At 49.5% G+C, this 21,910-nt stretch carries 20 protein-coding genes; 2 read left to right on the top strand and 18 right to left on the bottom strand.

Annotation, left to right across the window (positions count from 1 at the left end):
- Positions 1–290: 290 nt before the first annotated feature.
- Together HMPREF2907_RS03930 and HMPREF2907_RS13480 are read right to left on the bottom strand one after the other, a co-directional pair.
- The gene (locus tag HMPREF2907_RS03930) at positions 291–1,157 is read right to left on the bottom strand and encodes a phosphoribosylaminoimidazolesuccinocarboxamide synthase (RefSeq protein ID WP_070680274.1); all 867 of its coding nucleotides are present in this window, start codon (positions 1,155–1,157) and stop codon (positions 291–293) included.
- Between the two features lie 160 nt (positions 1,158–1,317).
- Complete coding sequence (locus HMPREF2907_RS13480) at positions 1,318–2,724, bottom strand: calcium-binding protein (protein ID WP_239650708.1); 1,407 nt, start codon at positions 2,722–2,724, stop codon at positions 1,318–1,320.
- A gap of 512 nt (positions 2,725–3,236) precedes the next feature.
- Between HMPREF2907_RS13480 and rfbD the strand changes: the two genes are divergently transcribed.
- The gene (gene rfbD, locus HMPREF2907_RS03915; RefSeq protein WP_070680272.1) at positions 3,237–4,100 is read left to right on the top strand and encodes a dTDP-4-dehydrorhamnose reductase; all 864 of its coding nucleotides are present in this window, start codon (positions 3,237–3,239) and stop codon (positions 4,098–4,100) included.
- A gap of 544 nt (positions 4,101–4,644) precedes the next feature.
- Here rfbD and HMPREF2907_RS03910 read toward each other — a convergent pair.
- The 12 genes from HMPREF2907_RS03910 to hisS form a co-directional block, all read right to left on the bottom strand.
- Positions 4,645–4,893 carry a glutaredoxin family protein gene (locus HMPREF2907_RS03910; protein ID WP_070680269.1) on the bottom strand — a complete coding sequence of 83 codons (249 nt, stop codon included), beginning with the start codon at positions 4,891–4,893 and terminating at the stop codon, positions 4,645–4,647.
- A gap of 163 nt (positions 4,894–5,056) precedes the next feature.
- Positions 5,057–5,257 carry a (2Fe-2S)-binding protein gene (locus HMPREF2907_RS03905; protein ID WP_016686532.1) on the bottom strand — a complete coding sequence of 67 codons (201 nt, stop codon included), beginning with the start codon at positions 5,255–5,257 and terminating at the stop codon, positions 5,057–5,059.
- A gap of 248 nt (positions 5,258–5,505) precedes the next feature.
- Positions 5,506–6,381 (bottom strand): site-specific tyrosine recombinase XerD, encoded by an 876-nt coding sequence (gene xerD / locus HMPREF2907_RS03900; protein WP_070680267.1) that lies wholly within the window; start codon positions 6,379–6,381, stop codon positions 5,506–5,508.
- A 170-nt stretch (positions 6,382–6,551) separates the two neighbouring features.
- Positions 6,552–6,989: a peroxiredoxin gene (locus HMPREF2907_RS03895; RefSeq protein WP_003742666.1), complete on the bottom strand. Its 438-nt coding sequence runs from the start codon at positions 6,987–6,989 to the stop codon at positions 6,552–6,554.
- Between the two features lie 110 nt (positions 6,990–7,099).
- The gene (locus HMPREF2907_RS03890; protein WP_070680265.1) at positions 7,100–7,735 is read right to left on the bottom strand and encodes a deoxynucleoside kinase; all 636 of its coding nucleotides are present in this window, start codon (positions 7,733–7,735) and stop codon (positions 7,100–7,102) included.
- A gap of 220 nt (positions 7,736–7,955) precedes the next feature.
- Positions 7,956–8,450, bottom strand: a complete 495-nt coding sequence (gene folK, locus HMPREF2907_RS03885) for a 2-amino-4-hydroxy-6-hydroxymethyldihydropteridine diphosphokinase (RefSeq protein ID WP_070680262.1) — start codon at positions 8,448–8,450, stop codon at positions 7,956–7,958.
- Positions 8,451–8,465: 15 nt separating this feature from the next.
- Positions 8,466–8,840, bottom strand: a complete 375-nt coding sequence (locus HMPREF2907_RS03880; protein ID WP_049226782.1) for a SirB2 family protein — start codon at positions 8,838–8,840, stop codon at positions 8,466–8,468.
- Positions 8,841–8,892: 52 nt separating this feature from the next.
- Positions 8,893–9,462 (bottom strand): tRNA 5-(aminomethyl)-2-thiouridylate-methyltransferase MnmM, encoded by a 570-nt coding sequence (mnmM, locus tag HMPREF2907_RS03875; protein WP_070680260.1) that lies wholly within the window; start codon positions 9,460–9,462, stop codon positions 8,893–8,895.
- A 90-nt stretch (positions 9,463–9,552) separates the two neighbouring features.
- Positions 9,553–9,843 carry an RNA chaperone Hfq gene (gene hfq / locus HMPREF2907_RS03870; RefSeq protein WP_003755341.1) on the bottom strand — a complete coding sequence of 97 codons (291 nt, stop codon included), beginning with the start codon at positions 9,841–9,843 and terminating at the stop codon, positions 9,553–9,555.
- A 367-nt stretch (positions 9,844–10,210) separates the two neighbouring features.
- Positions 10,211–11,668 (bottom strand): ribosome biogenesis GTPase Der, encoded by a 1,458-nt coding sequence (gene der, locus HMPREF2907_RS03865; protein ID WP_060975075.1) that lies wholly within the window; start codon positions 11,666–11,668, stop codon positions 10,211–10,213.
- A 583-nt stretch (positions 11,669–12,251) separates the two neighbouring features.
- Positions 12,252–12,881, bottom strand: coding sequence for a YfgM family protein (locus HMPREF2907_RS03860; protein WP_003755348.1), 630 nt, complete (start codon positions 12,879–12,881; stop codon positions 12,252–12,254).
- Positions 12,882–14,177 (bottom strand): histidine--tRNA ligase, encoded by a 1,296-nt coding sequence (gene hisS, locus HMPREF2907_RS03855; RefSeq protein WP_070680257.1) that lies wholly within the window; start codon positions 14,175–14,177, stop codon positions 12,882–12,884.
- Positions 14,178–15,420: 1,243 nt separating this feature from the next.
- On the opposite strand from hisS, the gene HMPREF2907_RS03850 reads away from it, so the two are divergent.
- On the top strand, positions 15,421–16,344 hold the full coding sequence (locus HMPREF2907_RS03850) for an RluA family pseudouridine synthase (RefSeq protein ID WP_070680254.1): 924 nt from the start codon (positions 15,421–15,423) through the stop codon (positions 16,342–16,344).
- A gap of 104 nt (positions 16,345–16,448) precedes the next feature.
- On the opposite strand, the gene cls is transcribed toward HMPREF2907_RS03850, so the two are convergent.
- The 4 genes from cls to HMPREF2907_RS03830 form a co-directional block, all read right to left on the bottom strand.
- Positions 16,449–17,942 (bottom strand): cardiolipin synthase, encoded by a 1,494-nt coding sequence (cls, locus tag HMPREF2907_RS03845; RefSeq protein ID WP_070680251.1) that lies wholly within the window; start codon positions 17,940–17,942, stop codon positions 16,449–16,451.
- Between the two features lie 150 nt (positions 17,943–18,092).
- Positions 18,093–19,154 (bottom strand): uroporphyrinogen decarboxylase, encoded by a 1,062-nt coding sequence (gene hemE / locus HMPREF2907_RS03840; protein WP_070680248.1) that lies wholly within the window; start codon positions 19,152–19,154, stop codon positions 18,093–18,095.
- A gap of 106 nt (positions 19,155–19,260) precedes the next feature.
- Positions 19,261–20,484 carry a heme biosynthesis protein HemY gene (locus tag HMPREF2907_RS03835; RefSeq protein WP_070680245.1) on the bottom strand — a complete coding sequence of 408 codons (1,224 nt, stop codon included), beginning with the start codon at positions 20,482–20,484 and terminating at the stop codon, positions 19,261–19,263.
- A complete protein-coding gene (locus HMPREF2907_RS03830) occupies positions 20,481–21,866 on the bottom strand; it encodes a uroporphyrinogen-III C-methyltransferase (RefSeq protein ID WP_070680297.1) in 1,386 nt (461 codons plus the stop codon). The genes HMPREF2907_RS03835 and HMPREF2907_RS03830 overlap by 4 nt, the downstream gene beginning before the upstream one ends.
- Positions 21,867–21,910: the final 44 nt, after the last annotated feature.

The raw sequence follows: 21,910 nt of genomic DNA, 5'->3' as shown, positions 1-21,910 counted from the left end.
TTCTGATCTTTGCCGATGATGGTGTCGGCCACCTAATCGCCGATGTGGGATTTTGGGTCGACGAGGGAGCCGCATGATTCCGCGGCTGTTGGTCTTTTATGTTGACTAAGCTGTTTGGCGATTTCAGTGATGATGCAGTGGCGTGACAGGTATTTGGATAGGGTATCGTCAGTTGTATGCGGTTCATGGCAATCTTTACTTTCAGGAAAAGCCATATGCTGCCTCATACCGGCCTATTTTTTTATAGAAAGTTACACTTGAAATCCGAATCCGCTAACCTCTTACCAAATTTATGATTCCTTGGTTAAAAGATTTAATGCTTCCCAATATTTATCAACTGTTTTCTGAATCACATCGCTAGGGACTTCCGGCGCCGGAGCTTTTTTGTTCCAACCGCTTTGCTCCAGCCAATCTCGGACAAATTGCTTGTCAAAAGACGGCGGATTGGTGCCGACTTGATATTGGTCCGCCGGCCAAAAGCGGCTGGAATCGGGCGTCAGTACTTCATCCATCAAGGTTAATGTACCGTTTTCATCCAGCCCGAATTCAAATTTGGTATCGCATATGATGATACCGCGTGATTTTGCATATTCTGCGGCTTCCGTATAAAGCCGAATGGCTTTAGCGCGCACTTCAGCCGCCAACTCTTTACCGATAATGCGTTCGCATTCTTCAAAACTGATGTTTTCATCATGATCACCGACGGCAGCCTTGGTGGACGGGGTAAAAATCACTTCCGGAAGCTGCTGCGCTTCTTTCATCCCTTCGGGAAGTTTGATGCCGCAGACAGAACCGTTTTTTTGGTAATCTTTCCACCCGCTGCCCGCCAAATAACCGCGCACAATCGCCTCTACTTTGACAGGAGTCAGTTTTTTGGCGACAACCGCGCGTTTCTCGATGGCTTTGGCTTCATGTTCAGGCAACACGTCATAAACCGTATCGCCGGTAAAATGATTGGGCATGATATGCGCCAGTTTTTGAAACCAGAAATTGGAAATCTGCGTCAGAATTTCTCCTTTACCCGGAATCGGATTGTCTAAAATCACATCAAATGCAGACAATCGGTCGGATGCGACCATCAACATGCGCTTGCTGTCGATTTCGTATAAATCTCGCACTTTTCCGGAGTAAATCTTTTTCAAGCTGATTTCGGACATTTCAGGTTTCTCCCTTCGCTGACTCGGTTTAAACAGGATTCCGTTATTTTATCCGAATTTGGATTTTTGGGTCAGATTGTTTACAAAATAGGTCGTCTGAAAACGTTTTGCACGGATGCAGACGCTTTCAGACGACCTTATCAATCCTAAGTATAGCTGATTAGATGCTAGGCACTTGGGTTTGTTGTTGGATGCTGTTTACAGCTGACAGAGAATAGTAATCGCCATGACCGGTTACTTCGTAAGTGCTGCCATCGGCAAACTTGAAGTTTTCGATCTTATGGTTGTTACCGGAGAACCAGTCGTCAATGGTAACAGAGTCGCTGTTGCCGACAGATACGGTCAGGTTGTTGCCTGATTTGCTTAACAATACGTCGGAAGCGGAAACACCTTTACCGAATTGCAGGGTATCGTTACCGCTTTCGTCTTGGATGGTGTCGCGACCGTAACCTTTATCGAAGAAGTAGGTGTCGTCGCCGGTACCGCCGATCAGGACATCGTTGCCGATGCCGCCGTCGAGGTAGTCGTTACCGTCTTTACCCACCAGGCAGTCATCGCCTGCCAAGCCGTACAGGTGGTTGTTGCCGGAGTTGCCGTTGATGTCGTTGTTCAGAGCGTTACCGGTACCGCTGAGGTTGCCGGAACCTTGCAAGAACAGGTGCTCAACGTTGTCGGTCAGGGTGTAGTCGATTACTGTACGGACAGTATCAATACCGCCGTTTAAATTACCATATTCGATAACCTCGTCGCCTTTGTGATCAACAAAGTAAACGTCATTACCATCACCACCGCGCATAATATCAGCGTCGGCACCACCGTTCAGGTAGTCGTTGCCTTCACCGCCTTGCAGGTAGTCTTTACCGCCTTGACCGTACAGAGAGTCACCGTTGTTACCGCCTTGCAAAGTGTCGTTGCCGTCACCGCCGTAAATCACATCGGCACCGTCGCCGCCATAAATCACGTCTTCGCCACTAGTACCGTAAATGGTATCTTTCTTATCAGTACCTACAGTATTGGTCAGACCATTTTTATCTTTAGTCGAACCATCAACATGAATAATGTTGCCCGGATTTTTGTCGTCATGTCCGTAAGTATTTTGTTGGTTTTGATCATCAACACAATCTTTGCAGTCTTTATCGTTGGGTTTAGGCTGCGGTTTGGGCTGCGGTTGAGGTTTAGGCTGCGGCTGAGGTTGTGGCTGCGGCTTAGGTTGGGGTTGCGGGTGTGGTTGAGGCTGTGGTTTTGGTTCAACCGGTGGGCAGTAAGGATCAACATGCTTCGGAGGAACCGGTTTTGGAGCCGGTTTAGGGTAATAAGGTTTACCCGGATTGCAGTTGAAATCAATAATAATGCATTTGTACACGGGTTTCGGCGGAGGGCAGTAGGCGCCATGACCGATTTTGCCGTGATTTACTTTGATGCCGTGAGAAGATCCGTAGTTATGGAAACTACCTTTGTAACCGAATCCGCCATGGCTCGGAGGGCAGTAAGGATTATAGGATTTAACCGGTGGACAGTATGAGTTGAAGTGGGCTTTAGAAGAATAGCCGCCATAATGATAAGTCATGATAAATCACTCCCAGAATAAATATGTGTAATTAAGAAGCATAGGCCTTTTGACAAAATGTAAATCGATCAAACCGCCTACACTGTTATTCTAGTGATATTTCATGATTAACTGTTTTTCAATTCGCTAACGGTTGAAATTTCAGACGAATGGAAACATTTTTTAAAGCAATCAAATTTAAATTGACACTTTATTCTATTGATAATTCCTTTTTAAAAAACAAGATATTGATTATTTTGTCGAAATAATATTATTTATTTCAACGTACTATTTATTGTTTTTTTTCCACAACAGAGATTCCTTTTTTCTCCTTCAAACAAAATTTTTCATCATCCGTCTTATCTTACCACCAAATATTAGCAAGACATTGCAACGATCGTTCCTTACCCCGTTCAAATTTTCCGATAAACATAAGTTCAAAACGGTGAAGGCGTAAAATGCTGTTAAGAGCTGATGTTTGCTCTATAATGATGTCCATCTTGCCGAAACAATATTCATTAAGGAGATATACCATGAGGACTCTGCTGACAGGCTCTAAAGGACAACTCGCACACTGCTTCCGCGACAGACTTCCTGATAATTGGGAGCTGATTGCCACTGACTCCTCTTCCTTGGATATTACGGATGCTGATGCTGTACGCAATATGGTTCAAAGCTTTCAACCCGATGCAATTGTCAATGCCGCTGCCTATACCGCTGTCGATCGCGCAGAGACAAACGTTCCTGCAGCATTTGCCGTTAACGCCGCAGCCGTTCACAACCTTGCCGATGCGGCACGTTCTGTTCATGCCCGATTTATCCATGTATCGACCGATTACGTTTTCGACGGGACAAGCAAAACGCCCTATCGTGAACATGACTACACCAATCCGCAAAGCGTATATGGCCGCACTAAAGCCACCGGCGAACTACTCGCGCTTGCCGCTAATCCGGAAAGCACAATTATCCGTACCTCTTGGCTATTTAGCGAATACGGCAATAATTTTGTTAAAACCATGCTGCGCTTGGCAAAAGAACGAGACAGCCTTTCCGTTGTCAACGATCAAATCGGATGCCCGACCTATGCGGGGGATTTGGCGCAAGCCATCATTACCCTTTTGCAACACCCATCGCCTTCTAGAGGGATCTACCACTTTGGCGGCAACAAATCTGTTACTTGGTATGAATTCAGTCACGCTATCTTTCAAACAGCACTAAAACATGACAATAATTTCAAAATGCCGCAATTAACACCCATCACCACTGATCAATATCCTCTTCCTGCACCACGTCCCGAGTACAGTATTATGGATTGTCGAAAAATCGAAAACGATTACGGCATCAAACCCTCTGACTGGCAAAAAGCTTTAAACGATATCATCGGTAAATTGGACTAATCTTTACTGAAAAGCCCCTGATATCAGGGGCTTTTTTATATAAACGTCAAGCATTACGAAACAGGTATTTAAATTTACACAATTCATCTTTTAGTTTAAATAAAAAACAGCTATCATTATAATCTAACATCTCACAATATATTGAATAAGCGATAAAAGCCCAATAAACAATCAACGACAGGATTATTAAACGGTAACTTTATGATTTTATTCATCTTTCGTTTCGGGATAATCCTTTAAATCACAGAAAGGAAAAATAATGCCACATCGCAGACGACTGGCTATTTACCAAGCCGCAAAACGCGCCTCCTTCACCGGAAAACCGGTTGCTCCGACTACACCTGTAGCCGGTTAAACAAAACAGAGGGGATGATGCTTACCCCTCATGATATTTCAAAAGCTGTCTGAAATAAAAAATCAGGCAGCCTTTTATTCATATAGCGGTAGCGTAAGAACAAAATCCTGAAATTCTTTGAAAATTTTTCAGACGAGCTGTTTTCAATTTATCGAAACCAACTTGTCAAAACAGAAATACTTTCAGCCGTTATACCCCATTACATTTTGTTTCTAAAAAGGTTTTCAATTTTTCCTCATCCAAAAACCAATGGCAAATTTCTGTTTCGCCATCAAGTAAAACAGGGACAAGTTCATTATATTTTTCTTCCAAGACAGGATCTTCATCAACATCAAGAATTTCCAGCTCAAAGCCAAATCTTTCTTGATACGGTTTAAGCTGTTCGCGCATTTTGTGGCAGAGACTGCAATATTCGCGAAACATCAACGTCAGTTTCATAATAGACTCTTTACTGTAAACGGAAATCGAGATTGTAAGGTATAGCCGATTAACTTCAAAACGGCAGTTCGGCATATACTGTTTTATTTTAGAGTAGATGCAAAAGGTCGTCTGAAACCAAAGATTTTGGTTTCAGACGACCTTGTTTGAATTCTAGATGAAATTAAGACTGAACATTAATACCGGCGGTAATGGTAGTTTGGGCATTGTTGATATTCAGAAACGAAGCAGCCAATTCGCTGCAACACCCACAGCAAGTAGCTACTCCTAATTGAGCCTGCAAATCGCTCATCGTACTTGCGCCGGCGGCGATGGTTTCTTTGATTTCGTGGTCGGTAATGGCGTTGCAGATGCAGACAAACATAATGTGCTCCGTGTTTTCTTTCGCTCAGTATTGATAGTGTGTTTTATTCTTAAACATGAATATAAATAAAAACTGTTTGCATTGCAAGGTTTACCTCTTGGTTTATCTTGGTAATTTTCTATTGAAATATATATTTCGATTGATATTTTATAAATTAACTCATTTTGAATGTTTAATGCCATATCAACAAAAAAGGTCGTCTGAAAACGAAATTTCCGTTTTCAGGCGACCTTTTTCAATAGAATCGTTTAATTTCGCGAATGGTGTTCGTCAACGATGTTTTTCAGGCGGATGTTGGCGACGTGGGTGTAGATTTGGGTGGTGTTGATGTTGGCGTGTCCGAGCATGAGCTGTACGGCGCGCAAATCGACGCCGTGATTGACGAGGTGGGTGGCGAAAGCGTGGCGCAGGCCGTGCGGGCTGAGCGAGGTGATGCCGGCGGTTTCGGCGTAGTTTTTGACAATCATCCACGCGAGTTGGCGGGAGATGCCGCTGCGTTTTTGGCTGACGAAGACTTCGTCGCAGATTTTGTTTTTGAGCAGCAGCGGGCGCGATTCGGCGCAATAGCGTTCGATCCAGTAAACGGCTTCTTCGCCCATAGGCACGATGCGCAGTTTATCGCCTTTGCCTATGGTGCGGATGCAGCCTCGGTTGAGGTCGAGGTCGCCCAGTTGGAGCTTGACGGCTTCGGTTACGCGTAAACCTGTGGCGTACATGACTTCGAGCAGGGCTTTGTCGCGCAGGCCGTGCGGCGTATCGGTATCGGGCGCGGCGAGCAGGTTTTCGATTTGCTCTTCGGTAATCAGGGTGGGCAGCTTTTGCGTCTGTTTCGGGGCTTTGAGGAAACGGGTCGGGTTGTCCGTCCGCCGCTCGGTCTCTTCCAACCAGGCGTATAGGCGTTTACAGGCGGACAGGGCGCGCGCCTGCGAGCTGTGTTTTTCGTCCGCCGCATAGACGGCATCCGCCAAATCGGCGGCTTCGGCATCCAACCAAGTATGCCCGCCCGCTTCCAAGCGCGCGGCGATTTTTTCCAAATCGCGGCGGTAGCCTTGCAAGGTGTTGTGGCTGAGACGGTCTTGCAGCCACAGGGATTCGAGCAGTTTGTCTATGATTTCGTCTGTCATGAGGTTTTACGGGCAGTCCGAAGATGGTGTGTATCGTGGATTTAATATGAATCAGGACAAGCAACCCTGCCCTGATTGACATCCATTATAAAAGGCCGTCTGAAAATGAAAACCTGCTTGGGCAGAGCCCGCCATGTTCGTTTTCAGACGACCTTTTGCTGCATTACGGTTTATCGGGACAGCGTTTCCAACACTTCCTGCGCGTGTCCGGCAACTTTGACTTTGCGCCATTCGTGGATGATTTCGCCGTTTGCGTCCAATACGAATGTGCTGCGCTCAATGCCCAAAGACTCTTTGCCGTACAGTTTTTTCAGCTTGATCACGTCAAACATTTTACACACGGTTTCGTCTTTGTCGCTCAACAATTCAAAATTAAAGCCTTGCTTGGCGCAAAAATTCTGATGCGATTTCACGCCGTCACGCGAGATGCCGACGACGGTATAGCCGAGTTCTTTGAATTGCGGCAAACGGGCGTTGAAATCCAAGCCTTCGGTGGTGCAGCCGGGCGTGCTGTCTTTGGGGTAGAAATAAACAATCAACGGCAGATGTTCGGCAGAATCGAAGTCGTTGCCACTGCTTGAGGGCAAAGTGAATCGGTATTGGGTCATGATGTCTCCTTTCAGACGACCTAAGACGGAAACGTAGTAGCGGGCAAGGAAATAAAATGAATCCCCCAACATAGCCGCTTCGGCGTTTCACCACAATCTTGCAAACTGCGTCAGCCTTCGCTCAAATTCAGATAATTGCGCGTTCCCTGCAAATCGTTCAACGCATTGAGCAACAGTTGGAAATGTTCGTCATTGCCTTGCAAATCCAACTCGTCGGCATTGACGGTCAGCAGCGGGGAATTTTGATAAAGGTGGAAAAACTGGCTGTATCCCTCGTGTATCCGCCCCAAATAGCCTTCGGGGAAAAGATTGATGATGCCGTCGCCGCGTTTTTGCAGGCGTTTGCGGTTGCCGTCCACGGCGGTTTGCAGGTAAATCACCAAATCGGGCACGGGATACTGCGGCAGGATTTTTTGTTTCAAATCGGCGAAGAGCTGCTGCTCGTCTTCATTCAACACGACCGGCGTGAAAATCCGGTCTTTTTCCAACAGGAAATCGGCGACCACCATGCCGCCTTGTGCGTATTCGTTTTTGATGATGTCCACGCTTTCGGCGCGGCGCATCAGGAAAAAAAGCTCGGTTGCCAAGCCGTGATGGGAGGCGTTGGCGTAAAACTTCATGAGGAAGGGGTTGTGTTCAGGGTTTTCCGCCAGCGACAGCGCGCTGAAATGTTCTGCAAGGCGGCGGCTCAAGGCGTTTTTCCCGCTGCCGATGGAGCCTTCGACGACAATATAACGGTAGTTCATGGTTTGATTAATGATTTTGTTTTGATATTTTGGAAAGGTGGCATTTTATCAGACCGACGGAGTTTGCCCAAACCTGCCGCCGTCCTTCTTGAAAGGTCGTCTGAAAAAGGAAACTGCCAAGCCATTTCCTTTTCAGACGACCTCTTGAACCTAGTTGCTTCAAATATAAACTTTGACACGCGATTGAAGCAAACAGATGTTTTTATTTCACCGTCTTGCTTCAAACGGCTTCTAACAGACGTATCCCTTCCTCGCCCAAAGCAGCCGCCAAATCCGCTGCCCGTCCGTGTTCGCCCAAAACAAAATCGGGCAGGATTTCAGCCAGCGGCTTCATCACAAAGCTGCGTTCGTGCGCGCGCGGATGCGGCAGGGTCAGATGCGGGTCGTTGCTGGAAATGCCGTCAAAATCGATGATGTCCAGATCCAATGTGCGCGGGGCGTTTCGGAACGTGCGTTCCCGCCCGAAATCCGCCTCGATACGGTTCAACACGGCAAGCAGCGAAACGCCGTCCAATGAAGTGCGGACGGAACAAACGGCATTGACGAAATCAGGCTGATCGTCGTAGCCGACCGGCGCGGTCACATACAGCGAGGAAGTTTTTTCGATTTGAATCTGCGGATGCGCCTCCAGCACGGACAAGGCGGCGCGGACTTGGCGGGCGGGTTCGGCAAGGTTGCTGCCTAATGCGATGACGGCAAATTGGGTTTGCGGCATGTTCAGACGACCTTTTTAAAACGGCAGCGTTTTGGTTTTGGCAAGATAGACGATGCAACCGACGCAAGCCATTGCCAAAACATAAACGGTATAAAACTTCGGCGAACGCGGACGGGCGCGCATCATGACCATGCCCAGCCCGATGTAAACCAGCAGCAGCAGGATTTTGCTGCCGAGCCAGGGCGCGTTGAAGGGCGAAAAGTGGGTAATCTTCATCAGCCACAAGCCGGTAAAGAGCAGCATGGTGTCGTTGAGGTGGGGAAGGGCTTTCCAGATGCCCGCCAAAGGTTTGTCAGGATGCCGCCAAAGCAGGAAGAAGCGGATATTGAACACCAAAATGGTGATGGTGACGAAAATCTGATGGCTGTATTTTACAAACAGATATTGCATAGCGGTCGCACGTTATTGTTTTTGAAAGAAGCGCCTATTCTACCCCAAACATTCATTCTTGACGTAACTTTTCAAACGCCAACAAATACGGCGGGCAGTTGCGGCGGTTGATAAAACCATAACGCAAAACGGCAAATTCATCCTGCGGCAGCTGCCGCGCCCAATCTTCGATTGCCTGCGCTTCATGCTGCCCCGCCTCATGCCCGGGATACAGGACGGCAACCGCCAGCCCGCTCGTTTTCAGCAGCGATAAGGCGGATGTCAACGCGCGGATACTGGTTGCCGCTTTTGTCGTACAACTTTTATCGCCGCCAGGCAGCCAGCCGAAATTGAATACCGCCACGTCCAGCGGTTCGCGGATGTAGGTGGCTAGATTTTCATGTCCGTCCAATATCAGTTCCACCCTATCCGCCATGCCGGCTTCTTCCAAGCGCATTCGGGTGTTTGCCAATGCCTGCTCTTGAATATCAAACGCCCACACTTTCCCGCCGCTGCCGATCGAACGCGCCAACATCAGCGTATCGTTGCCGTTTCCCGCCGTACCGTCCAAAGCGCGGGCATCAGGTTTTAAGGCTTGTTTGAGAAGCGAGTGTGCAAAAGGGAGGATGTTTTCGAGCTGCATAAGATGAAACCGTACAGGGGACGTCTGAAAATAAAAATACCTTACCGGCCAAGCGGTAAGGTATCAGAATCGATTAATGCGTTACATACATTATTCGGCAGGTTGTTGCACGGTCTCAACTTGAACCGGGGCAGCCGCAGCGGCTTGGGGTTTGTTCTCGTGTTGCAGGCTCACGGCACGGGCAGGAACGATCGTTGAGATGGCGTGTTTATAAACCATTTGGGTAACGGAAGTATTACGCAGCAGAACGACGTATTGGTCAAACGACTCGACTTGGCCTTGCAGTTTGATACCGTTGACCAAATAAATCGAAACCGGAACGTGCTCTTTACGCAACGCATTCAAAAAAGGATCTTGTAACATTTGTCCTTTAGCTGTCATATTCTAAGCTCCATTATTATGATTTTGAAATCGTTTTGAAAACGAACATGAGTCGGATTGTAGACCCGAACGAGAAAAATTACCAACTATTTTTCCGTAAGAATATGCAAACCTCTATCAAACGACGGGCTTTCCAACGATTTTTTACCCGAATGTGTTATACAAATCATTTTAATACAAACGATTTTTACCATAGGGAACAGGTCGGCAGATTTGGATTTTCAGACGACCTTATCATCAGATAAAACATTTTTATTACAATACCTTAGCTAAAATCTTTAAGAGGACTCACCTCCAACCACCCTACTCGTCCCGACTTCAATCTAAAAGGGGCATACCTCGTGGCACGACCCTTGTTCCGTCAGATTTATTTGCTGTACTGTTTTTTCACGCTGACTTTGGTTTTCTTTTTAAAACGGTTTTTCTCTTCCTTGCGGCCTTCGCGTTTTTCGATGCGGTTGCTCAGGCTGACGCGGCGCAGCGGTTTTTTCTTCGGTTTGTCTTCCGCATTTTCATACGGGTTTTCCGAAACATTGTATTGAATCCGCAGCGGCGTGCCTTGCAGGTTGAAGGCTTTGCGGAACGTCTGGGTCAGGTAGCGCGTATAGCTGTCGGAAATCGCGTGCAGCGAATTGCCGTGTACGACAATCACGGGCGGGTTCATGCCGCCTTGGTGGGCATAGCGCATTTTCGGGCGTACCAAACCTGCGCGCGGCGGCTGTTGACGCTCGACGGCGCTTTGCAGGACGCGGGTGATTTTCGGCGTCGGCATCTTAATCATGGCAGCGTTGTAGGCTGCCTGAATGCTGTCGAACAACCCGTCTATACCGCGTTCTTTCAATGCGGAAATGAAGTGGAACTTGGCAAAATCGAGGAAATACAGTTTGCGGGAAATGTCGCGTTTGATCTGTTCGCGCCGCTCTTCGCTGATGCCGTCCCATTTATTGACGGCAACCACCAGCGCGCGCCCTGCTTCCAAGGCGAAACCGGCAATCGTGGCATCTTGGTCGGCGATGTCCTGCTGCGCATCCAACACCAAAACGGCAACGTTTGCCGCTTCAACCGCCTGCATGGCTTTGATAACGGAGAACTTTTCCACCGCCTCATCGACTTTGCCGCGGCGGCGCACACCTGCGGTATCGATGATGGTAAACGGTTTGCCTTCGCGCTCGAAATCGATGTGGATACTGTCGCGCGTCGTGCCTGCCATATCGAAGGCAATCACGCGCTCTTCGCCGAGAATGGCGTTAACCAGCGTGGATTTGCCGACATTCGGACGACCGATAACGGCAAAAACGGGATGTTTTACATCGGCTTCTTCGGCTTCAGGCTCAGGGAAATTTTCTAAAATTTCTTCAATCAGGTAATACACACCGTCGCCGTGCGCACCGGAAATAACGTGCGGCTCGCCCAATGCCAGCTCGTAAAACTCGGCGGCAAGCACGGCTCTGTTGCCGCCTTCTCCTTTGTTTACCGCCAGATAAACGGGGCGCGGGCTTTGGCGCAGACGGTCGGCGATGATTTTGTCTTGCGGGGTCAAGCCGGTGCGACCATCCACCAAGAACACAACGGCGTCGGCTTCATCGACAGCCTGCAAAGTCTGCTTCGCCATTTCGTGCAAAATGCCGCTGTCCACAACCGGCTCGAAACCGCCGGTATCGATGACGAGATAAGGTTTGCTGCCGATTTTGCCGTGTCCGTAATGGCGGTCGCGGGTCAGGCCGGGCAGGTCGTGCACAAGCGCGTCTTTGGTGCGCGTCAGGCGGTTGAACAAGGTGGATTTGCCAACATTCGGGCGGCCGACAAGGGCGATGGTGGGTTTCATGATGAGGTCTTTCTGTGTCAAGTGTCGGTTCGGAATCGAACCTGCAACACGAGCAGGTGTTTTTCAAAACACGGTAGGTTAAAAAAGATAAGGGGTCGTCTGAAAATAGATTCAACAGCAACAATGGCTTGAGCTGGAATTTCCGTCCCATACAGCCATCTTTGACTTGGGGAACTTGCCTGCGCTTATCAACTACAAATATGGTATGGCGAGTTTCATCCAGCCATAGTTAATGGATTTTACGCAATGAAAAAAATCATCTTAACATCACTATGCATTTTTCTCCCTGTAAATTTCGGGATTGGCTTATTGCTCGGCGTGTATCAAACAGACCGACCACTCAAAATCATAGTCTCATTAATTATCAGCACGCTTTTTTATATCGTACCTATGTATTTTCTACTCAAACTCAAAGCCAAATAATCTGCCTTTTCAGACGACCTGTTCGGCGAATCTTGTCCCTGCATGATGCATATTCAAACAAAAGGTCGTCTGAAAATATAGTGGAACACAATTAAAACAGACAAGGCTTGCCGGAAAGATTCCGACAAGCCGCATACGTCTCTCAATTTTTCAGACGACCTTATTTTTGCGAATCCAGCTTCATTTGCAGCAATTCGCGTTCGATGGCGTCTTTAGGCAGCTTTTCCAAAGCCTGCTGATAGCTTTGCGCAGCTTCTTTGGTTTTGTTTTGCGCGGCATAAACATCGCCTTTCGCTTCCAAAAGCAGCGGCTCGAAATCGGCTTCAACTTTCGTATTCAAAGCGGCAATCGCGGCATCGTATTTTTTCTGCTGCAACAGGACGATACCCAAACGCTGCGCCGCCAATGCTTGAACCAGCGGGGCTTTTTGGTTTTTCAACACCCAGTTCAGATGACCTTCCGCCACATCGTAACGGCGGGCATCATATTCGGTCGCAGCCGCCATCAGCGTCGCTTGCGCGGCGGCAATGGAGTCCGGGTAATTTTGCTGGAGGTTGGTCAAATCGGCATTCACTTCGGCTTGCGAGGCTTTTGCCTGCATTTTATCGACGATTTTCGCCAATACTTCGGCAGCTTCCTGACTTTGCGAGGCTTTATGGCTCTTATACATGGTATAGCCCAAATAGCCCAATGCCGCCGCGATCAGCAGGGCAAACAGCCATCGGCCGGTACTTTTCCAAAAGTATTTAAAATTGTCTAATTCTTGTTGTTCTTCGAGATGGGCTGCCATTTATGCGTTCTTCCATTGTTGTAAAGTGTGGATTAAATCGTCGGCGGCGACGGTTTGCTGACCGTGTGCGCCGTTCATGTCTTTAAGCGTAACCGTACCGTTCGCCAATTCGTCTTGCGCAACAATCAGGGCAAAGCGCGCGCCGCTGTTGTCGGCTTTTTTTATTTGCGCTTTCAGGCTTTGATAGCCGGAATGCTGCATCACGTTGAAACCTTGTGCGCGTAAGGCTTGCGCGTATTTCATCACTTGCAAATCCGCACCCTCGCCCTGATGCATGGCGTACACGTCAGGCGCGGCATTGACTTCCAGCGAACCGTATTCGCTAACCAGCAGCAGCAGCCGCTCGATACCCATCGCAAAACCGATAGACGGCGCAGGCTTGCCGCCAAGCTCTTCAATCAAACCGTCGTAGCGTCCGCCGCCGCACACCGTCGCCTGCGCGCCAAGTTTGTCAGTCGTCCATTCAAAAACGGTCTGGTTGTAATAATCCAAGCCGCGCACCAGCCGCGGATTTTCGACGTATTGGATGCTCAAGCCTTCCAGCATGGCTTTGAAACGGCTGTAATGATTGCGCGACTCTTCGCCAAGATAATCGGTCAGATGCGGCGCGGCATTGCAGATTTCCTGCAAATCGGGATTTTTGGAATCCAAAACGCGCAGCGGATTGGTTTTCAGACGACGTTTGCTGTCTTCGTCCAATTTGTCTTCATAACGGGTCAGATATTCGACCAAAGCCGCACGGTGCGCCGCACGTTCTTCTCGGTTGCCCAAGCTGTTGATTTCCAAAGTCAGGTAATCGCGGATACCCAGCTTGTCCCACAAATCCGCCGACATCGCGATGATTTCCGCGTCGATGTCCGGACCTTCAAAACCCAACGCCTCGATACCAACTTGATGAAACTGGCGGTAGCGTCCTTTTTGCGGACGCTCGCGGCGGAACATCGGCCCCATGTACCACAGCTTTTGCGGGCTGTTGTACAACAAATTGTGTTCAACCACCGCGCGCAGGCAGGATGCCGTACCTTCCGGCCGCAGGCTCAGGCTCAAAGAATCGTTGGAATCGGAAAAAGTGTACATTTCCTTACCGACCACATCGGTTTCTTCGCCGATGGAACGGACAAACAAACCCGTCTGCTCGACAATCGGCGTACGGATTTGCTGATAACCATAAGCACGCGTCCAGCGGCCGACCACATCTTCAAATGCCTGCCAAAACGCAGCGGTCAACTTGAAATCTTTTTGTTCGACGGGCAAAAGGTCGTTCATGCCTTTGACGGATTGGATTTTTTGTGCCATTTCAAATAGGGATACCGGAATCAAAATAGTCGGCAATTATAGCTGATTTTTAAGGAGTTGTGAGGTTTTGGCAATGAAGGGTTTGGGCCAAAAGATCGTCTGGAAAAATTTTCAGACGACCTTTGGGCTCAAATTCAAAATGCACGCAACCATTTTATCTGGCCGACTGCGTACTCCGTCTGACATTTCGGACTTCGAGTAAAAAATGACGTATCACGTTCAGCTTCCTCTCCATAAGTAATTTGTATAAAAGTTAACACCATTAGCAATAATATTCATAAAAATAAATATACGGCAACATATATCATCTTTTTTTTGACTACCGTATATCTCACCATTTCACATAATGAACAAATATGTGAACATTAAGAAAAAAGATAACAAAATAATAGATGAACTCACACCAACTATTTTTACAAGCAAATTTTCTATATAATTTGCGTAAAATAATATTGAATGCAATCATCAAAGCAAATGTTATGTACAAATTTGACATTTCACATCACCATTCAACTTAGAGTCAGCGGTAGCTTTCTTGATGGAGAAGATGCAGATAAATACGATGGCGCATATCCACCGACAGTACCTCCTATAACTCCTCCAACAAATGATTTGATAAAGCCGGATTTTCACCGTCCTAAACAGGAGTATAATTAATCCCTAATTGATATTTTATAGGCTCTTATCCTTGGCTTTATTTTAAGCATACCATTTAAATTACGGCTTTCCACCTATAAATAACTGACGTTACCATACAATTCTGACTTTTCGCTTATGCCATAACGTATGCCTACCATACCCAAACCCATATTCGTATTCCGATTATTTTCTTGAAGTTCAGTTGAAATGAAAATAAACTTGCTGAACCTGTTTGGATATAGATAGTAGAAGATAATTCCGAATGCCCACTTTCACTATTTACATAACTGGCAGCATATTATGATTTGACCTTCTCCTATCAGTTTGTAATGACTCTAAATTTAAAGGAAGTTCAACAAAAGCTCAGACGGCACAAAGGAAAAATTGGGATGAAAATATTTTTCATGCCTTCCTCGGTTTCTCATCATATTTTTTAAAAAATTAATTTATCAAATATTTATTGCCAACAATTTTTGTAAATTTTTTTTAAAAAATGATGATAAAACGCTAAATCAAAAGCTTAAATCCGTTTAGACAGTCGAATTTATCAATTACAGAACCATTCAATCATTTTTATACAATTTTTTTATAAGCAATCCGCCGCATGAAAAAACGCTCCAACTCCCTCCCCCTTTTAAACGGTATAAAGCCCAGCTATTTGGTGCTGCCGCATGAAAAAGAGTTCTACGGTCTGCCGCTCCTGCATTTTCTCTGCACGCGCTTTCCTTTTGTCGGTGAAGAAAATTGGCGCAGGCGGCTGAACAGCGGCTTTGTGGTAGGTGAGGACGGGACACCGTTTAACGAGCATACGGTATTTGAAGCGGGCGAGACGATGTTTTATTACCGTGAAACCAGCAGGGACAGCGAACCGCGGATTCCGTTTGAAGAGAAGATTCTGTTTGTCGATGAACATCTTATCGTGGTTGATAAACCGCATTTTCTGCCCGTCATCCCCAGCGGGCGTTTTTTGCGTGAAACGCTGCTGACCCGGCTGCGCCTGCGGCCGCAATTGCAGCATTTGAATGTAGCGGACATTACACCGATTCACCGCTTGGATAAGGATACGGCAGGGGTCATTCTGCTGTCGCACAATCCTGCCACGCGCCGCGATTATCAAACCATGTTCCAAAATAAAACTGTCTGCAAAACTTATCAGGCAATCGCGCCTACGCGGACGGATTTGGCTTATCCGCTGAATGTTTCTTCACGCATGGTGCGCGGAGAAAAATTTTTTACGACACTTGAAGTAGAAGGTGAGCCGAACGCGCATACGACAATCGAGCTTATCGAAAACCGCGGTACGTTCAGCCTCTACCGCCTTACGCCGCATACGGGAAAAAAACACCAACTGCGCGTGCATATGATGAGCCTGGGCATGCCGCTGATGAACGATGCACTTTATCCCGTTCCGTCTGCGGCGGGTGATGAGGATTATGGGAAACCTTTGAAACTTTTGGCAAAAAGAATTGAGTTTACCGATCCTATCAGCGGACAGGCACGGATATTTGAAAGCGGTTTTGAGTTTTAGCGGTAGGGTTGTATTTGATAAAGGTCGTCTGAAAGCTGGTTTTCAGACGACCTTTATTATTGAAATCCCTGCGGAAAATGACGGTACGAGTCCATTTTCATCTGCTACAAAAGCGGACTGACTAAGCGGACGGTATTTTCAATCAGCCCGCGGAATTTGGAGCGTTGCTGCCATGCTTTGACGGTGATGTAGCTGCTGTTTTTGAGGTAGTCGCGTTGGAGGTTGCAGATTTGTTTGGTGATGTCGCGGTCGTAGATGGCGAGGCTGATTTCGAGGTTGAGGAAGAAGCTGCGCATGTCCATGTTGACCGTGCCGAAGAGGGCGTAGTCTTCGTCTATGGTCATGGTTTTGGCGTGTAGCAGTCCGCCTTCGAACATGGCGATTTTGACGCCTGCGTCGAGCAGCATGGGGTAGTAGGCGCGGGAGGCGTAGCGCACCATGAGGGAATCGACTTTAGCGGGCAGGATCAGGGTAACTTTGACGCCGCGTTTGGCGGCGATGGTCAATGCCATCAGGAGGGGTTCGTCGGGGACGAAATAGGGGGTGGTGATGGTGATTTGTTTGGTGGCGGAGTAAATCGCGCTGATGATGGTTTCGTAAATGACGTGGCTGCCTTGTTCGGGCGCGGAGGGGATGACTTGGGCGACGATGTCGCCCTGCTGCATTTTTTCGGGAAGGATTTCGGGAATGCGCTCTTGCGCCTGCGTCAGATATTGCTGCACGCTTTCGAGGTTTTCGTCGGTTTCGACGGCAAGGTCGGCAAAGAAGACGGCGGAGAGTTCGAGTACCAGTGGGCCGGTGCAGCGCATCATGACGTCCACCCATTCGCCGACGCCGGAATCTTTTTTGAAGAAGCGGGGATCAACGAGGTTGAAGCTGCCGGTGTAGCCGATTTTGCTGTCGATGACGAGGATTTTGCGGTGGTTGCGCAGGTCGGTGCGGGTGAAGAAGGTGCGCCAGACGCCGACGGGTAAGGAGGCGTGGACCTCTACGCCGGCTTCGCGCAGGGTTTCTACCCAGCCGCTGTCGAAAAAGCGGCTGCTGCCGACTGCGTCGGCGAGGATGGCGCAATCCAAACCTCTGTCGGCGGCGGCGAGGAGTTCGTTTAACAGTTCTTCTATCCTGCCTTCGGGTTCGATGATGTAGAAGGCGAGCATGCAGGAATGGCGGGCGGCGCGGATGTCGGCAAGTATGGTGTCGATGATTTCATCGGTGGTGGACAGCAGCGTCATGGCGTTGTTGCGCGTCGCGCCAAGTCCCGTTCCGCTCGCAGCGACTTTGCTGATGCCGTGATAACGGGATTTGACTTTGTCGCCGATATCAAGGTAAAGGTTAGACAGGTAAGTTTCGACGAAACCTTGATAAAAACGGTTCATCTCGTCCGTACGCTTTGCCCGCGCCGTGCCGAGCCGCGGCTCGCCGATAAGCAGGTAGGCAATGGTGCCGAAGACAGGGAAAAGGAAGAGGATAATCAGCCAGGCAAACGTGGAGCCAATGTTTTTTTGTTTGTACAACACGCGCAAGACGCAGCCGAGCGCGGCGCAGGTGTGGGCGAAAATGAAGATTTCTGTCCAGGTGATGTCTTTTAGAAAAGTCATGTTTAATAGGCGGTGGAGGAATGGCGGGAGAGGATGTATTTTTGAATCTGACTGGTTTGAGGCGGTAAGGTTCAGATGATGAGTATATACAAAGGTCGTCTGAAAAACGAGTATAGCGATTTTTCAGACGACCTTTCACGTTACGCCCAATCAGGCGTGATATTGGCGCGACAGTTCGTGTACGGTATCGACTAAGATTTTGGCGTGTTCGAGGTCGGCGTGTTGGTTGATGCCGTGTCCGAGGTTGAAGACATGGCCGCTGCCGTGTCCGTAGTCGGCAAGGATGCGCGCGACTTCGGTGCGGATGGATTCGGGCGTGCCAAAGAGGGCAAACGGGTCGAAGTTGCCTTGCAGGGCGACTTGGTCGCCGACGCGGCGGCGTGCTTCGCCGATGTTGCACGTCCAGTCCAAGCCCAATGCGTCTGCGCCGATTTCCGCCATGCTTTCCAGCCACAGTCCGCCGCCTTTGGCAAACACGATAACGGGAACGCGCCTGCCTTCGCTTTCGCGTTTCAAACCGGCAACGATTTGGCGGATGTATTTGAGGCTGAACTCTTTAAACGCCGCATCGCTCAGGACGCCGCCCCAAGTGTCGAAAATCTGCGCGGCCTGCGCGCCCGCGTCGATTTGGGCGTTGAGGTAGGCGGTAACGGCTTGGGCGTTGGTGTCGAGGATTTTGTGCAGCAAATCGGGACGCGAGTACATCATGGTTTTGATGGTGCGGAATTCTTTGCTGCTGCCGCCTTCGACCATATAGCAGGCGAGCGTGAACGGGCTGCCGGAGAAACCGATAAGCGGTACGCGGCCGTCCAATGCTTTGCGGATGGAGCCGACGGCGTCAAAGACGTATTGCAGTTTTTCCATATCGGGAACTTGCAGCTTGGCAATGTCGGCTTCGTGTTGCAAGGCGCGTTCGAATTTCGGGCCTTCGCCTTCGGCAAAATACAGACCCAAGCCCATTGCGTCGGGGACGGTCAGGATGTCGGAGAACAGAATCGCCGCGTCCAAATCGAAGCGTTCTAAGGGCTGGATGGTCACTTCGGTCGCCAATTCGGTGTTTTTACACAAATCGAGGAAACTGCCCGCTTTCGCGCGCGTGGCTTTGTATTCGGGCAGATAACGCCCCGCCTGACGCATCATCCAAATCGGCGTGTATTCGACGGGCTGTTTGAGCAGGGCGCGGAGGAAGGTGTCGTTTTTCAAAGAGGTCATATGGGGCTTTCGGTTTGTTTGTAAAACGGTTTTCAGACGACCTTTGCGGCGGTTTCCGCAATAAAAGGTCGTCTGAAAAGGAGATAGATAAAGATGTTTCCCAAACTCAGCTATGCTGCTCCAACGCTGCGTGGCGTTCGTCATCGGAGACGGCTTCCAAAACCAATTTCCGCTGTTCCTGAGCTTTTTGCGGCTGTCCGGTTTCGTCGAGTACGCGTGCCAGCATGAGGCGGGCGGCGATGCTCGGTTGCAGGGCGATGCTCGCTTCGAGGTAACTTTGCGCCTTGCCCCACAGGCTGCGGCCGTAGGCAAGCTGTCCGAGGTACATCAAGAGCGGCGCGTCGTCGGGTTTGTCTTTCAGCCAAGAATCGGCAAGGTCGATGGCTTTTTGCTGGCCGCGTTCGTTGAAGAAGCGGACGCTTTCAACGAAGGCTTCCAAAAGTTCAGGGCGGCGGTTTTGCGGGTAGTATTGGCGCACCCATTTGACGGCTTCGGTATAGAGTCCGAGACGCTCGTATTTTTCGGCAATGGCGACACACAATTCGTCCGCTTTGAGTGCTTCGGGAATGCGCTTCAGACAGGTTTTCAGACTGGCTGCGTCTGATGCTTCCGCCAACAGGCGGCGGTATGCCCAGCTTTGGTATTGTTCCGCTTCAAAATCGTTAATCGCGCCGACTTTCATCAGTTTTTCGGATTTCGCTAACACGTCTTCCGCATCGCCGTGGTCAAAGGCATAACGCAGTTGCAGGCGGGCGAGGCGGGACAGGTTGGGATGGATGCGCGCGGCAGCGTTCAGATTTTCCAGGGCAGTCGGATAATCGCGGCGGCCGAGTGCGGACTCTGCCAACAACAGATAGCGGGAAAGCTGCTGTTTGTTCGGCAGTTTTTCAATGTCTTTCAGGTAGTGGTCGCGCAGTTCGAAGTTTTCCATTTGGTCGGCGGCGTGCGCGCCCAGCATCAACGCGAGGTTGCGGTTGTCGCCGGCTTCTTTGTTTTCCAATACTTTGGCGGCTTCCTGCTCCGCTTTTTCAAAGCGGCCTTCAAAAAACGCCAAACCTGCGCTGTTCAAAGCCACGGCTGCCTGACGGCCTTTGCGCGCCGTGCCGAAACGCTGCATACGGGCGGGGATGTTCATCAGGCCGACGATGAATTTGATTAGGAAATACAGGGTAACGACAAACAGGACCAGCCCTAAGATAAAGGCGTGCAGGTTGACCCGCATCATGACCTGTCCGACGACGATATAGACATTACCCGTGTAAATACCGGAAGTTAGGACGATACCGACTGCGGCAGCAAATAAAACGACAATCCAGACGACGGCTTTCATGCACGGCCTCCTTTGGTCTCAGCATCGGCGGCAGGGCGGCTTTGTTTCTCAGGAGCCGCTTTCTTTTCCGGCTTGGAAATGTTTTGCGGTTTGGCCTCGGAAGGCAGCGCCGGAGCTTCTAAAGGCTTCGCGTCTGTTTGGGCGGAAGGGGCAGATTTTTGCGCAGGAGCGGGTCTTGCTTTGGCAGGATGGGCAGCCTTCGGAGCCGGTGCGGTTTTCGGTGCGGAAGCAGTTTCATTCACCTGCGAGGCGGTTTGAGGAGCGGCAGCTTCGGACGCGGCGGAGGGCAGGGGCGCGGACGCGGCGGTTGTTACGGGTTCGGGCAGCGCGACCGGAGTGCGCGTACCGTCTTGATAGGCGCGGATTGCGCTGAGGCTGGCTTTCAAACTGTCGTCTGAAATCATGCGTACATCCAGCGCTTTCAATTCGGACAACTCTTTCAGCCATGCCTGTGTTGCGGGCGATTTGCCGTCAAAGTATTGTTTGACCGCGGCTTCGACGTAGTTCAAATCGCTTTGATAAACCTCGCCGTTGTGCTGCATCAGTGCGGTACGCGCATCCAAAAGGCGCAGGCGCAGGTTTTCGCGGACGAAATACGCCTGTTCGGGCGAAAGCAGCATCGCGTCTTTATTGTCGAGTCGGCGGACTTCCACCAGCCCTTTCAGTGCAACCAAAGATTTATCCCAAGTATTTTGCCACCAAGAGCCTGAAGACGCGCCGTTGCTTTGCGCCTGCTCGCCCGGCTGCAATACGCCGTCCAACACCAGCGGCAGGCCGGAAACGGCGGTTTCCAAGCGGTCGAGGCGCAGCGCCGTGCCGGAAATATCGACATACGGACGGTTTTTCAATGCTGCCAAATCATGGCTGACGGCTTGTTTGATGGGCAGCAGCTCGGGCTGGTCGAAACGGCTCAGGCGGCCGTCGATATGTTCCAACACCGCCGCCGCGCCTTGTACGTTGCCCGACAGCAGCAGTTGCTGCGAGGCGAGGTTCAACATGGTTTCCGCTTCGTCAACCAGCCAGTTGACGCGCCCTTTGGTCAGCTCCTGATACGCTTTTTGCGTCAACAGGATTTGTTCGCTGTTTGCCATTTGGGCTTTGCCCAAGCGCTCCAATTCGACTTGGATGGCGGTTTGGCGGTTTAAATGGTCTTTCAGAAGTAAAGCGTTTTCAGATTCGCCCAAGGCGGCTTTATCGAGCTTTTGGTTAAACGAAAGCTCTTGGTTTTTCAAGACATTTTGTCCTTGCACAAACAAAAAGCCGCTTGCACCCAAACCCAGCAGCGCCAGCACCAGCGCGCCTACCGCCAGCCCTCTGCCGCCGGATTGTTTGATGATGACGGGGGCGGGTTGGTTTTGGGGAAGATTTTTAGATTCAGACATGTATGTTCCTGCGTATTCGGAGGTTTTAGGCTGCTTGACCTTTT

Origin of the sequence: Neisseria sp. HMSC055H02 (assembly GCF_001813335.1) — a bacterium.
GTDB classification, from domain to species: domain Bacteria; phylum Pseudomonadota; class Gammaproteobacteria; order Burkholderiales; family Neisseriaceae; genus Neisseria; species Neisseria sicca_C.
The sequence above is the reverse complement of the archived record's forward strand: the minus strand, read 5'-3'. Positions and strand labels throughout refer to the sequence as shown.